The organism is Psychrobacillus sp. (assembly GCF_056205495.1).
The window spans coordinates 1-13,497 of record NZ_JBAEAP010000338.1 but is presented as its reverse complement, the minus strand read 5'-3'; the positions used below and the strand labels follow the sequence as shown (position 1 = coordinate 13,497).

The following is a 13,497-nucleotide window of genomic DNA, read 5'->3' as shown; positions in this document are numbered from 1 at the left end:
GGAGGAGTAATTTCCTCTGCCGGGATTCTATTGGCAGCTACATTTGCTGTCTTAATGACTCAGCCAATTCAATTATTGTTCGTATTCGGCTTCATTGTTGCGGTAGGAATTATTCTCGATACATTCTTGATACGAGGTATTTTATTACCAGCTTTAATCGTCTTGTTTGAAAAGGATAAAAAGAATAAGTAGAAATAATAAAAGCTTGAACTGTTAGAGATTCTAATGGTTCAAGCTTTTTATATGAATTAAGGAGTAAGAAAATCATCTTTACTCATACTAAAGACACTTATGGATGTAGTGACATTGTGTGTATTTCAATCAGCTCTGAGACAGTTACAAACCGATATCCCTGCCTCTGAAGCTCGGGGAGTATTTCTTCCAGTGCTTTAATAGTTTGAGAACGATCCCCTCCAGAATCGTGGAATAAAACAATGTTGCCTGGCTTCACGCCTGATAATACCTTTTTAACAATTTTCTTTGTACCTGGTCTTTTCCAATCCTCTGTATCCTGATGCCAAGACCACATAATTACTTTATAACCTTCATCAATCGCAGTGTTAATAATTTTGTCATTATACTGGCCACCTACTGGTCGATAAAAAATGGGATAGGTTCCTGTTATTTTATGAACTATATCATTTGTCTTTTCTAATTCTTCCTTCAGCTTAGCTGGGGAAATGGTTAGTGGATGTGTATACGTATGGTTGGCGATTTCATGTTCATCAGCCCCCATTCTAGTAACAACCTCTGGATACTTCTCAACTCTTTCGCCAATAACAAAAAAGGTTGCTTTTGCATCATACTTTTTTAATAAATCTAAAACCTGCGGTGTATATGTAGGATGGGGACCATCATCAAAGGTAAGGGCGATAACCTTCTCATCTGTTTTTATCTCCCACATAACATATCCCTTCTCTTCGTAATAAGGTCGCCCCTTATCCATGGCGAAGGTAGTATAACCAATACCAAAAAGCACAAGGAATACTACTCCAATTTTAATGACAAGTGACTTCATCGCTTTATATTCCTCCTTGTAGCATATTTGGCGGAAGTATTATTTAAGTTATTGTTGCCCTAGCAAATAAGAATATACCAGCCCGAGAACTCCCATTTAATGCAAGATGACTACAGGTACGATGATTTTATAATTCTTACAAGTTCGAGCGTTACATAATGATTACAGGTGCCAGGCACCTGTAATCATTATGTAACCTAAATAGAAAAAGCTTGGGAACTAGATTTGACTAGTCACCAAGCATTTCTATTTAGAATATTTTTTTCTGATCTCTATCTTCTATAAGTAATTCCACCGATTCTCTAAATCTTAAGGAGTGAATATTTTCCCTTTCTCTAAGGAAACGAAGTGCATCACTTACACCTGGATCATCACAAATGTCGATTAACCATTGATAGGTGGCACGAGCTTTTTCTTCAGCGGCAATATCCTCATATAAGTCTGCAATTGGGTCACCCTTAGATTGAATGTATGCAGCGGTAAAAGGAACGTTACCAGCATTTTCATAGAATAAAGAGTGTCCATGATTAACAAAATGAGGTCCAAGGCCAGCTTTTTCTAATTGCTCAGGAGTTGCATCCTTAGTTAATTTATAAATCATGGTAGCAAGCATTTCTAGGTGAGAAAACTCTTCTGTTGAAATGTCGGTAAGAATTCCAATTACTTTATCAGGAACCGTGTATCGCTGGTTCATATAGCGCAAAGCAGCTGCAAGCTCTCCATCGGCTCCACCGTATTGTTCCATAAGATATCTAGCAAGCATTGGGTTGCATGTCGTAACTTCTACAGGATAAAGCAGCTTTTTCTCATAAACCCACATTAGTTTTCTCCTTTCAAATTTGCCATGGCCATGGAGTAGAGTTCCAACGCCAGCCAACCTCTAATGCTTGCTTGGAGGGAGTAGTCATTAATGAAAGCGGACCATACTGAGCTTCATATTTCTTCCTCACAGCAGCTGCATTTTTTATAGCCATACGCCATTGCTCCAAAGCATCTAAATCATCTGGGTGTGTATCGGTGTAGAGAGTTAGCTCTACGACAACAAAATCCATTTGTTGAACTTGTTTTAATAGATTCCATTGGTGATCGCTTGATGTCATGATATTCCCTCCTCCCTATAAAACCCATCAACAAACTGAGGCCATAAAGAGCCTTGCATTAATGCTTCTGCTGGTGTATTTTGCGGTAATCCTGGTTGTTGAAAATTAGTAAATAGCTGTGGAGGAAGTACAAACTTTCTAACTAAAATAGGGGGACAAGGATCCCGTGGAGAAACGTATGGCTTATAACTACCCCGAAACTGCCAATTTTCCATCTTTAATCACTCCTTCAAACCAACCTATGTAAAAAAAAATGAAATAAGACTAGATGGACAACCCAAAAATTTTTTTAATAACTACTGCAGCGTCTCGGCTAGGCAAGGGATATGTATATATATATGTTACAGGTGCCTGGCACCTGTAACATTCTCAACTCTTTGGATACTCCCACAAAAAAAGACCACCTAGAAAGGTAGTCAGTAAACGCACTTTATAAAAGCTATAGAATCTAAATTCCGAGAAAAAACAAAACGAATGGAATGGTAATGATACTGAGAATAGTAGTTATAAAGGTTATAAAGGATACTAAGTCTGGTTCAGTTCCAAATTGTAAAGAAAGCATCGTTGTGTTTGCAGCAGTTGGCATGGCAGCTTGAATGATAAAGACCGTTTTAAGTAAGTCATTTACCGGTAGAAAAAACATAATGACTGCTGCCAGTAAAGGTGAAACAAACATTCGAAGAACCGTTGCTGTCGTAACAAATCGATATGCAACCTTTTTCCTTGAGATTACTGCCAATTGCATACCGAGCACTAGCATGACGGTCGGAATAGACGCATCTGCAGCTAGTCCCACGCCTTCCATTATTGACTGAGGAACAGTCACATTTAGCACTTGAAGGAGAACTCCCAGTAAGGAAGCATAAACTAAAGGCATTCTTAAAACCTTATGTACAGCTTGCTGCCAGGTAGCTTTTTCTTCTCCACCTAACGAGGCAAAAAAGATACCAATGGTGTTCATGATCAAACCGTGGAAAACCATTATCACAACAGCATAATCAAATCCAACAGCTCCCAAAGCAAAGAGAACAACTGGTGCACCGTAGTTCCCGCTATTAGGAAATACACTCCCTAAAATTAATGCTGCTAACTGAGGGCGGGTCGTCTGCATAAAAAGGGAAGAAAGCCACACGACTCCCAATAAGCAAAAGGTCAAAAGAAGACATGCCCCTAAAATATATACATAATCAATAGACAACTCATGTGTATAAAACGTACGAAATGCTAAGAAAGGAGACATAAGATAAAGCGCAGCAGATGAAATAGATTTAATATCAAACCCTATCAATCTCTGTCCGATAAAACCAATAAAAAAGATAATAAAAACCGGCAAAATAATCAGCAATAAATCCATCCAAACCCACCCCTTAACCATATCTTCAAATATTACAGGTGCCAGGCACTTGTAACAAAAACAAAACAAAAACAAAAACAAAAACACCCCAAAAACTAGTCCGGTATCCGTAATATATATAACTATATCATTTGTTGAATCTTTTTTCTGAAATAGTTTTATGGATATGTTAAAATTATATCGTATTATACGATATAAAAAACGGGGGACAAAAATGAGTATACAATCAAATCAACTAAATCAGTATTGGACTGACATTTATTTTTATTTACATTATCCACATGTGGATAAAATAACTCATCAAGCAGTACGAATACTTCAACTTCTGGATAAACATTCGGACGCTGGAATTAATGAGGTAGCAAAGGTTTTGCAGATTTCACATAATACTGCGTCAGAACATATTAAAAGACTTATTGAGAAAAATTATATAAGTAAAGAGAGAAGTGGAGAGGACCAGAGAAGAGTTATTCTTCGATTGACCGGATTAGGATCCGATGTTTTATATCGAAACACAAGTCTGGATGATCAAAAATTATCGAAGGTTATGGATCAACTCTCGCAGGAAGAAAAAATAGTAATTGAAAAAGCATTTCAAACCTTAAGTGAGGTAGCAAAAAAATGTACATTTTAATGAAGGTTATTATATCCGCTATTATCATAGCTATGGTAACGGAGATTTCGAGGAGATTTCCCACCTATGGAGGTATTATTGCAGCATTGCCTTTAGTGAGCTTACTAAGTATTGTTTGGCTGTATGTTCAAGGAGAGCAATCCTCTACGCTTAGCAAGTTCGCTCTAGGTGTGCTATGGGGATTCCCAGCCACCGCTGTAATGCTACTGATTGTATATCTGGCATTACAAAATTCGTTGCATCTTTTTGTTTCCATTTTGCTAGGGATTGCTGGGTGGCTGTTCTTCTTATACATACAAGAAACCGTGGTTACTTACATTAAGCACATCGTCTAATGAGAGGCTGGTGTTGTTGCTACAGCACAGGTAGCAAATGAGGAAGCGCTTGTTTTGAATAAACTAAAAGAAATTGCAAAAGAATTGTAGACAAAAACCCATTTGAATCAATTGACATTTTTTGTAGTCATTTTGACAATTATAGTTGTCAAAATGACTATAATTGTATATATTGGAAAAGAGGAGGCGGGGAATGGTGAAAAGCCGTTTAAAGGAGTTAAGAGCAAGAGATGGACTCAATCAGACTGAACTAGCTAAGTTAGCTAAAATTTCTAGGCAAACTATTAGCTTAATAGAGCGAGAAGAATATATGCCTTCTATATTAATAGCTGTACGTATAGCTAGAATTTTTAATGAGCCTGTAGAAAATGTCTTTTTAATAGGGGAGGAAGAATAATGAAAAAGATGTTCACAACAATTGTTAGTTTACTGCTTGGAGGGGTAGCGGGTTTTACGATTACTTTTGCTATCATGAAGGGCAAAGATCAGGTTCGAGAAGCATGGGACCATCCTGTAAATCTGATTTTATATATTGTTTTGGCTGTGATCCTAACTCTTTTAGTAATCGTTCTTGTGTTTATAAGGAAGTTAAAAACAGTTAATTCCCAAACATTTGAAGGGGAACAAGAGGATTTAATGGAAGAGTACAAATACAAAAAGGTCGCTGATTTGGGCATAGCTGCTAATATTGCTCAAATCTTGTCTATATTAGCGGTTGCAGTTTCTATTCTAATGACGAACAATACAATTTTACAAATTGGTTTTATACTTTTGTTCTTAGTTAGCTGGATAACCCCAATGTTTAGTGCAAATTTTATAAAGACAAGTTATCCAGAAAGAAACCTTCCGAGCATCCATTCAAAGGATTATGAGCAACGGCTTATGGACTCTATGGATGATGGGGAGAAGTACGTGACTTTACAAGGACTTTATAAATCGCATCAATTATTCAACCTGTTTATGCCCACTGGTATTATATTAGCTGTTGCATTTTCTTACTTTAGCGAGCAATCTCAAATATTTTCTATAGTATTAATGTGCTTAGTCTTGGTGGTAGTGAACACAAGCTATTTAGTAGTTGTACGCAATAAATAAGGGGGATTTTAAAAATGACAACGGGACAATTGCTTTTATGGATAATAGGTTTATCTATACTTTTATATTTTATTATCAAGTGGGGAGTAAAAAATGGGATTAATGAGTCTATGTTAGTCTCAGAGGAAGCAAGAAGGAAATATCGACAGGAGCAAGAAGACAAGGTGCAAAGGTCTATAGACGATTTAAAGAACTAAGGTTTCGTATTTCGGTAAGCCACCACCACAGAAATCCAAGCAGCCATGATGGCTTATCTTTTATACTTGCTCGCTGTTTGTTTATTAAAATAAAAACTGATACCTGTCTCTAAAATAAGACAAGTATCAGCAACTTAGTTATCCTGCATGGGACCATGTAGTAGGGGTTCCTGCTTTTGGGCAGTTTGGAAAAGTAGAGCCAGCCTCTAGAAAAGCTTCATCTCCATCTTCATCCACATAGCGACCGGTTGTTAATACTTCCTGCCCTGAGCTGTGGGTATGACTTTCAGAGCGTTTCCAATACGTAACTACTTCCGTGTCGGGACAGGAAGGGAACTTCGAACCTTTTTCTAAAGTTCTAGTACTACCACACTCACACGTATAATTACCGGTTTCTTCTACGTCATCATCTGTTGTATATTCATAAACTTTACTCATCATACATTCCTCCCATATAGAACTGATATCTTATTTAAATAGATACCCTAACAGGCAAATGTAAAAACATTTCTACTAACGTTATTCACATGTGGGTAAGTCAGTTCCAGACATCCTTTGCTATTTGGACTACATGGCGAATTTTTGCCCATTGTTCCTCTTCAGTTAATATGTTTCCTTCCTCAGTAGAAGAAAATCCACATTGAGGACTCAAGCAAAGCTGTTCTTTTGGTACATATTTAGTAGCTTCTTCGATGCGAGCTTTAACTAATTCTTCTTCCTCTAGGTCTCCATGCTTAGACGTAATCAGCCCTAGGACAATATTTAAATCCTTTCGATTAACATGTCGTAAAGGCTCGAAACCACCAGAGCGCTCATCGTCAAATTCTAAAAATAAACCATCCACATGTAATCCACCGAATATAGTTTCTGATACTAACTCATAGCTTCCGCTTGTAATATAAGTGGATCGGAAATTTCCCCGACAAATATGCATGGTCACTAGCATATCGGCTGGTCTTTTAGAAATAGACTCATTAATAGCCCTTGCAGAAAGGGATAAGGCTTGCTCTAGCGATAACCCCCTGTCCTTTAAGGAAGCGAGGCCTTCCTCGGAAAAGGAGGTAGCCCATGAAGTATCATCAATCTGAAGATAAAGACAGCCCTCATCGTAAATTGCCTGGATAAACCCTTGATAAGCTGTGATTAAGTCAGAAAATAATTCCTCATCATTGTTATACACACCTTCCTCAATTGCAGCTCGGTAATAAAGCATGTTCGGACTAGGAATAGTAAATTTTACAACAGCATCCCCAGCTGCTTCTTTTAAAAACTTGAAATGCTCAATCATGTAATGGGTACTAAAGCCAATCTTTCCTGTCACCTTAATACCATGAGCTTTTGTTTGCACCCCTTTAAAGGAGAGTCCTTGATCGGTTTCATAAAATTCCACGCCATCTAGTCCGCTTAAAAAATCGAAATGCCACCATTTTCGACGAAATTCTCCATCTGTGATAGAAAGTAATCCAGCTTCCTTCTGTTTTTCTATGAGTTTAATAATCTCTTCATTTTCCACTAGAGTTAGCTGCTCTTGGGAAATTTCTTTTTGTTCAAATTGAGCCCTTGCTTGCTTTAAACGTTCCGGTCTCAGGAAGCTTCCAACGTGATCTGCTTTGAAAGGTGCTTTTACAAGTAATTGATTTGTCATATTAAATTCCTACCTTCTATTTATATTATGTTGCGATTACTACTGTCTATAAAATCAAATAAAAAGAGGGCTCGCTTCATAAGAAGAGAACCCTCAATATATATTGAAGTCATTCTTCTTATCTTCAAGACTTAATGTCTATTGGATTTAGCACCACACCTAAAAGGCTGGTTGCTGAGACATCATAGGGCCAATCCCTCCGTCTCTCTTGATAAGAAATAAAATATTAAATTGTCTAAATATAATAAAAATAAGTTTAACATGGGCTTTAAACAATTTCAAGGGCTACCTTACTTAGGGATAGCTACCCAGTGACCGTCGGATACCTCTACCAGCTTAGAATTCTTTAATTGATACTTGTCAGTAACATTAGACTCTTCCATGAGCACACGCTTTTTCTTGGCCTCTACTTTTGGGTCAGGGATTGGAATGGCTGCTAAGAGAGACTTAGTGTACGGATGCTGTGGATTAGTATAAAGCTCCTCACTTTCTGCTAGCTCTACAATTTTTCCAGAATACATGACAGCAACGCGATCACTTATATGTTTTACCATGGACAGGTCATGTGCGATAAATAAGTATGTCAGGCCTAGTCTGTGCTGTAAATCCTCCAAAAGCTCTACAATCTGTGCTTGTATAGAAACATCTAAAGCTGATAGAGGTTCGTCACAGACGATAAAATCAGGCTCAACCGCAAGTGCACGAGCGATACCTATACGTTGTCGCTGTCCACCAGAGAACTCATGTGGATAACGTAATGCATGCGAGGGCTCTAAGCCTACCAATTCTAGTAATTCCTCTACCCGCTTCTTTCTCTCCTCTGCATTTTTGCTCAGACGATGAATATCTAATGCCTGCCCAATAATGTCTAGCACCTTTAAACGAGGATTTAAGGAAGAGTAGGGGTCCTGGAAGATGATTTGCATATGCCGACGCATCGTTTTAAGCTCATTTTTACTTAAACGATTAATGGCCATTCCTTGATATAGCACATCTCCATCTGTAGGCTCATGCAATCGAAGAATCGCCCGACCGGTGGTAGATTTACCTGAGCCCGATTCTCCTACAAGACCAAGAGTTTCCCCGGGTTTTATAAAGAAGCTAATATCGTCAACCGCTTTTAAGACATTCCCGCGACTTACTTGAAAATGCTGTTTTAAAGATTTTACTTCTAGCAGCGGCTTTCCGTTTTCTAGCCCAATAGAACGAAGAGGAGGTTTCTTCGGCTTTTTCTTCTCGTCTAAACGAGGCAAGGCATTTAATAGTTTTTTCGTATAGTCATGCTTTGGGTTAGCAAAAATTTCTTCAGTAGTTCCCGTTTCAACGATTTCTCCATTTTTCATTACAGCTACACGGTCACACATTCCAGCGACAACTCCAAGGTCATGAGTGATTAAAATAATAGAGGTCCCAAAGCGCTTCTGCATATCCTTCATTAAATTCAATATTTGAGCTTGAATGGTCACGTCTAACGCAGTAGTTGGCTCATCCGCTATTAGTAGCGTGGGCTTACACGCTAAAGCAATGGCAATCATAACTCTTTGACGCATGCCACCAGAAAACTCATGCGGATATTGGTTATAACGTTCCTCACTATTTTTAATTCCTACAAGCTTGAGTAGCTCAATTGCTTGTGCCTTTCCCTCTTTTTTCGAGAGCTTTTGGTGCTTAATAAGGCTTTCTGCTATTTGAACGCCAATACGAATGGTTGGATTTAAGGAGGTCATCGGATCCTGAAAAATCATACTGATGTCTCTTCCTCTAATACCTTCCATTTCCTTCTCTGTTTTTGTGTGGAGTTGCTCCCCTAAAAACTCAATGGAACCATTTTTCATGAAGGAAGGAGGAGAGGGTAAAAGGCGCATAATGGAACGGGCCGTGACGCTTTTTCCACTTCCAGATTCTCCGACTATGCCCAATGTTTCTCCTTTTTTGACTTCAAAGCTAACCCCTCGAACAGCCTCAAATTCATTATCATTTGTTAAAAAGGAAATTTGTAAATCCTCTACTTTTAAAATAGTTTCCATGAAAACCACCTATCTGAATGAAATCTTCGTATTGTTTATAATTCATGCTCTGTTGTTAGAGAGCGTATATTTAAAGTAATATGAGCGGTTTCTACAAAAAAGAAGACTAAACACGCACATTAGTGGCGCATTTAACCCTACTCTAAATAGACTAAATAATTTGCGTTGACTTAATGGTAGTTCGAATCTATACTATACTATACCACTCGGATTTATACAATATAGAGAGGGGGGATTTAGTATGGGAAGAAAACTTTCTTCCAACGCATTTAGTTTTACCTACGAAAGACTACAACATCATTCCTTCTATAGTATTTTGTTATTTTTACTTGGTTTGCCGGTTCATATAATTACTTTTATACTCTTTTATTTAAAAAAACAGAAGGATCCTCATTCTTCCTTAAAAAGCGATTTAAAGTCTGCACTAGAGGCAAGGGGAGTACGAGAGGAACTGTACGAAGAGTATAAGGAACAATATGAACGAAAGCATACCTTTTTTAATGAAAAAATTAATAAAGAAAAAATGACGACGGAAGTAAATAAACTAGTAGAAGATCGAATAGAAAAGCTTGTATCTACTGAAATGGAAGAAATACATCAGTTAAAAGGCACGAAGCCTCTTACTTATACATCCTATTTTCAAAGTCTGTTAGAAAATACAACATTTCTCATTATTTCATTTATACCAGGCTTACTGATGTACCTTTTGTTAGGTATATATAGTAATGCGTTCAGTAAATTTATTTTTGAGAGACTTATTATGAGTATCTTTGTGATAACGGGTGTTTCCATTCTAGTATTTACTATTTTATACCTGTCACCATTTGATCCAGCTGCCAATCTTTTAGGGGAAAGTGCAACAAAGGATCAGATTGCTGCATTCAACCAAATGCACGGGTTAGACTTACCTTATTTACATCAGTTATGGAACTCGGTAAAAGGCATTGTAACCTTTGATTTAGGAGCATCCTTTACGGGAAATGAAGATGTCGCAACAAGTATTGCTAACAAGTTTCCAGTTACGCTAATGATTGCTATCTTTTCTTTAGTGATGGCTGTAGTGATCGCGATACCAGTAGGAATTATATCTGCAACAAGACAAAACTCGTTCTTAGATTATTCATTTATGTTCATTGCTTTAATCGGCTTGTCCATTCCTAACTTCTGGCAGGGGCTTATCTTTATCTTGAACTTTTCTATTAAGCTACAATGGCTTCCAGCAACCTATAGTCCTCAAAACTATTTGTCGATTATAATGCCTGTAGTTGTACTCGGAACAGGCCTTACTGCTTCGGTAGCGAGAATGACACGTTCATCCGTTTTAGAAATTATAAATGAGGATTATATAATTACCGCAAAAGCGAAAGGCTTAAACCAACGCCAAGTACTCTGGAAGCATGCAATAGGAAATGCAATGATTCCAATCATTACGGTTATTGGTCTACTGTTTGGCGGAATGCTAGGTGGAGCAGCTGTTACAGAGAAAGTATTCAATATTAGTGGTATTGGGAGTTATATTGTCGACAAACAGTTTATCCCCGATATCCCAGCCATTATGGGTGGAGTTATTTATATTGCAATAACCATTTCCTTAGTGAACGTGCTCATCGACATTTTATATGCATTTTTTGATCCGCGTATAAAATCTAAGATGAAGCAACTGTAAGAAGTAGGTGTAAAAGTGGTATCTAAAAAACAACATGCACTAAAGCTGTCACGAGAATATACTCAGGCAAACTTTGCTGGAGTATTATCTCTTCTACTGACAATAGTTTTATTGTTTAATAGCTTTAATTTTGACATGGGTACGTTAAAGCCAATTGCTAGTAGTATTTCAGCTATATATGCATTTTTTACAGCGTTTCAGTATTTTATAATCTGGAGAATGAAACGAGAGCTTTTGAGTTTAGGGCATTTAAAAAATGCTACTAGAAGGCTTGGCTATATCCAAGTAACCGCTCTATTAATTGGTAATATTTTCGTAGCATCATTCGGTTTTAATTTGATCAAGGAGAAGAAAACACCAGAATACACTTTCAGCATTTGGATGATTTTCACCCAGCTGTTTATTCTAGTTATTTCTGCATTAAATCTCTTTAAACCATATGTGTCCGACACTTTTTTACCCGCAATGGGTGCTTTACTCGTCATTTTAATTATCCAAGTGTTTACTTTAGTGGCAGTAGCTAGGTATGTCAGTGATGAAGGTGCGCCTGGGTGGATGCAGGGCTTAGCAATTGTATTAATTATTACTTCGTTGACAGGTAATATTTTCAACTTACTGCTTGGCGTTAGCTTAATCATTAAAACGCGTAGTAACAGTCTGTCACGAATAGTGAAGTGGAACACAATGTGGGATAAAATCACTCGTAATTCTACAGCTATATTGGGAATGTTCTTTATCGTTCTTATGTTCGCGTTGTCTGTGTCTAGCCGTTTTACTTTTGACTATGATATGGCAGTAGAGAATAACTATGAGGCACTGCTTCAGTCGCCAAGCCTGGAATACCCGTTCGGTACAGATAATTATGGCAGAGATGTATTTTCTCGAATTATCTTCGGGGCGAGAATTTCTCTAATTGTAGGCTTTGCTTCTACGTTAATACCATTCATAGTGGGAGGGGCATTAGGGGCATTGGCTGGATATTACAGCAAACGTACAGATAACATCATTATGCGTTTGCTTGATATCTTGTACGCAATTCCAGGGATATTACTTGCCATTGCTATTATTGCAGCATTCGGAGCAAATACTACGAATCTTATACTAGGTTTAAGTGTTGGTTCTATTCCGACATATGCTCGAACAATGCGAGCGAATGTGATGATGGTCTCGAATTACGAATATGTAGATTCTGCCCGAGCTTTAGGGGCTTCCAATCTATCGATCATCTTTAAGCAAATTGTTCCAAATTCCCTTGCACCTATGATTGTCAAAGCTACACTTACAATAGGTACGGCAGTAATTGCAACGAGTAGCTTGAGTTTCTTAGGTCTTGGAGTAGAGCCACATATACCTGAATGGGGCAATATATTAAAAATCGGTAGTACTTATTTAGAGTCTAATTCCTATTTGGCGATTATACCTGGCCTTGCAATTATAGGTCTCGTATTATCCTTTAACTTTTTAGGCGATGGACTTAGAGATGCATTTGATCCGAGAATGGATTAAAGCAAGCTCAACAAGGAGGAAAATGTAATGAAGAATACAAAAGGATTATTAGCTTTATTGTTAACGCTAGTTTTAATATTGGCAGGTTGTGTAAACACAAAATCAGACGTAGATAAAGCAACAGACAAATCTGATTCTAAAACAGAGCAGGGTAAGGTAGTAATTGAGCTGTTAGGGATGAGCACTGGGGAAGCGGACATGAATATTGTACGTGACCAATTAATCAAAAATGGCTTCGATGTAAAATTAAATATTCAACCAGACTACGGTAGCTTCACTGCGCAAAAAGATGCAGGAAATTTTGACTTAGCATTATCGAGCTGGACTACTGTGACGGGTAATCCTGACTACGCAGTACGTGCGCTGTTTAAATCAGACGGAGACAACAGTATTATGTCTGACAAAAAAATCGATGAGCTAATTGAAAAAGCTAGTACTGAAACACCGGAAGAGTACACAAAAACATATAAAGAGTTCGAGGATCTTTTAGTCCTAGAAAAAGCATATATTGCACCGTTATATAATTCCTTCAAAGCACAAGGAGTAAATAAAGAAGTATTGAACGCGGATACTGTGAGATTGGCTAAATCTCGTGCAATCGCTTGGGAAACAATTGACTTTGTAGATGCTTCTAAAAGAGATTCTGCACCACTGATCATGCAGCAGGGAATCGCATCCTTAACTTCATTAGATCCTATTAAAGGAAATGATGGTTCTATTAATACACTAAATACAAATATGTACGTTCGTTTAGTTAACTTAACAGACGATGATAAAGTAGTTTCTGACGGTTCTCTTTCACTGAACCATGCAATCGCAGATGGTAATAAAGATTATTACTTCTTACTAAGAGATGATATTAACTTTGCAGCAGTAACAGATAAAAAAGCAGTTGATACGGGTGAACGCGTAGGGGCAGA

Annotated in this window: 16 protein-coding genes, 1 pseudogene and 1 riboswitch; of the genes and pseudogenes, 9 read left to right on the top strand and 8 right to left on the bottom strand. The window is 37.7% G+C overall.

Features of this window, described 5'->3' with window-relative positions; genetic code table 11:
- Positions 1–192: MMPL family transporter (locus tag AC06OU_RS10110; RefSeq protein ID WP_475855543.1), on the top strand; the 192-nt coding region annotated here is incomplete at its 5' end.
- Between the two features lie 97 nt (positions 193–289).
- On the opposite strand, the gene AC06OU_RS10105 is transcribed toward AC06OU_RS10110, so the two are convergent.
- The 5 genes from AC06OU_RS10105 to AC06OU_RS10085 all read right to left on the bottom strand — a co-directional run bounded on the left by AC06OU_RS10105 (position 290) and on the right by AC06OU_RS10085 (position 3,472).
- Entirely contained in the window at positions 290–1,018 is a 729-nt protein-coding gene (locus AC06OU_RS10105) for a polysaccharide deacetylase family protein (protein WP_475855541.1), read from the bottom strand.
- A gap of 250 nt (positions 1,019–1,268) precedes the next feature.
- The gene (locus tag AC06OU_RS10100; protein WP_475855540.1) at positions 1,269–1,838 is read right to left on the bottom strand and encodes a manganese catalase family protein; all 570 of its coding nucleotides are present in this window, start codon (positions 1,836–1,838) and stop codon (positions 1,269–1,271) included.
- A 13-nt stretch (positions 1,839–1,851) separates the two neighbouring features.
- Positions 1,852–2,118, bottom strand: a complete 267-nt coding sequence (locus AC06OU_RS10095; RefSeq protein ID WP_342560175.1) for a spore coat protein CotJB — start codon at positions 2,116–2,118, stop codon at positions 1,852–1,854.
- Positions 2,115–2,333: a hypothetical protein gene (locus AC06OU_RS10090; protein WP_342560176.1), complete on the bottom strand. Its 219-nt coding sequence runs from the start codon at positions 2,331–2,333 to the stop codon at positions 2,115–2,117. Before AC06OU_RS10090 ends, AC06OU_RS10095 begins: the two co-directional genes overlap by 4 nt.
- 233 nt (positions 2,334–2,566) lie before the next feature.
- Complete coding sequence (locus AC06OU_RS10085) at positions 2,567–3,472, bottom strand: AEC family transporter (protein ID WP_475855538.1); 906 nt, start codon at positions 3,470–3,472, stop codon at positions 2,567–2,569.
- A 214-nt stretch (positions 3,473–3,686) separates the two neighbouring features.
- On the opposite strand from AC06OU_RS10085, the gene AC06OU_RS10080 reads away from it, so the two are divergent.
- From AC06OU_RS10080 to AC06OU_RS10060, 5 genes are all read left to right on the top strand, one after another.
- The gene (locus AC06OU_RS10080; RefSeq protein WP_475855537.1) at positions 3,687–4,106 is read left to right on the top strand and encodes a MarR family winged helix-turn-helix transcriptional regulator; all 420 of its coding nucleotides are present in this window, start codon (positions 3,687–3,689) and stop codon (positions 4,104–4,106) included.
- The gene (locus tag AC06OU_RS10075; protein WP_169359036.1) at positions 4,094–4,441 is read left to right on the top strand and encodes a DUF3147 family protein; all 348 of its coding nucleotides are present in this window, start codon (positions 4,094–4,096) and stop codon (positions 4,439–4,441) included. The genes AC06OU_RS10080 and AC06OU_RS10075 overlap by 13 nt, the downstream gene beginning before the upstream one ends.
- A gap of 196 nt (positions 4,442–4,637) precedes the next feature.
- A complete protein-coding gene (locus AC06OU_RS10070) occupies positions 4,638–4,838 on the top strand; it encodes a helix-turn-helix transcriptional regulator (RefSeq protein WP_298466930.1) in 201 nt (66 codons plus the stop codon).
- The gene (locus AC06OU_RS10065) at positions 4,838–5,536 is read left to right on the top strand and encodes a DUF3169 family protein (RefSeq protein ID WP_475855536.1); all 699 of its coding nucleotides are present in this window, start codon (positions 4,838–4,840) and stop codon (positions 5,534–5,536) included. Before AC06OU_RS10070 ends, AC06OU_RS10065 begins: the two co-directional genes overlap by 1 nt.
- Before the next feature lie 14 nt (positions 5,537–5,550).
- Positions 5,551–5,733, top strand: a complete 183-nt coding sequence (locus tag AC06OU_RS10060; RefSeq protein WP_251553534.1) for a DUF6019 family protein — start codon at positions 5,551–5,553, stop codon at positions 5,731–5,733.
- A gap of 138 nt (positions 5,734–5,871) precedes the next feature.
- Here the strand turns inward: AC06OU_RS10060 and AC06OU_RS10055 are convergent, their stop codons facing one another.
- The 3 genes from AC06OU_RS10055 to AC06OU_RS10045 all read right to left on the bottom strand — a co-directional run bounded on the left by AC06OU_RS10055 (position 5,872) and on the right by AC06OU_RS10045 (position 9,405).
- Positions 5,872–6,171: a hypothetical protein gene (locus tag AC06OU_RS10055; RefSeq protein ID WP_475855535.1), complete on the bottom strand. Its 300-nt coding sequence runs from the start codon at positions 6,169–6,171 to the stop codon at positions 5,872–5,874.
- Positions 6,172–6,271: 100 nt separating this feature from the next.
- On the bottom strand, positions 6,272–7,378 hold the full coding sequence (locus AC06OU_RS10050) for a 5-methyltetrahydropteroyltriglutamate--homocysteine S-methyltransferase (protein ID WP_475855533.1): 1,107 nt from the start codon (positions 7,376–7,378) through the stop codon (positions 6,272–6,274).
- Between the two features lie 115 nt (positions 7,379–7,493).
- A riboswitch (SAM riboswitch) is annotated at positions 7,494–7,596 on the bottom strand.
- Positions 7,597–7,668: 72 nt separating this feature from the next.
- Positions 7,669–9,405, bottom strand: coding sequence for an ABC transporter ATP-binding protein (locus tag AC06OU_RS10045; RefSeq protein ID WP_475855532.1), 1,737 nt, complete (start codon positions 9,403–9,405; stop codon positions 7,669–7,671).
- 241 nt (positions 9,406–9,646) lie between these two features.
- Between AC06OU_RS10045 and AC06OU_RS10040 the strand changes: the two genes are divergently transcribed.
- The 3 genes and pseudogenes from AC06OU_RS10040 to AC06OU_RS10030 form a co-directional block, all read left to right on the top strand.
- The gene (locus AC06OU_RS10040) at positions 9,647–11,071 is read left to right on the top strand and encodes an ABC transporter permease subunit (protein ID WP_475855531.1); all 1,425 of its coding nucleotides are present in this window, start codon (positions 9,647–9,649) and stop codon (positions 11,069–11,071) included.
- 15 nt (positions 11,072–11,086) lie between these two features.
- Positions 11,087–12,577 (top strand): ABC transporter permease, encoded by a 1,491-nt coding sequence (locus AC06OU_RS10035; protein ID WP_475855530.1) that lies wholly within the window; start codon positions 11,087–11,089, stop codon positions 12,575–12,577.
- Between the two features lie 27 nt (positions 12,578–12,604).
- Positions 12,605–13,497, top strand: a pseudogene (locus AC06OU_RS10030) (ABC transporter substrate-binding protein); the annotation flags it as partial.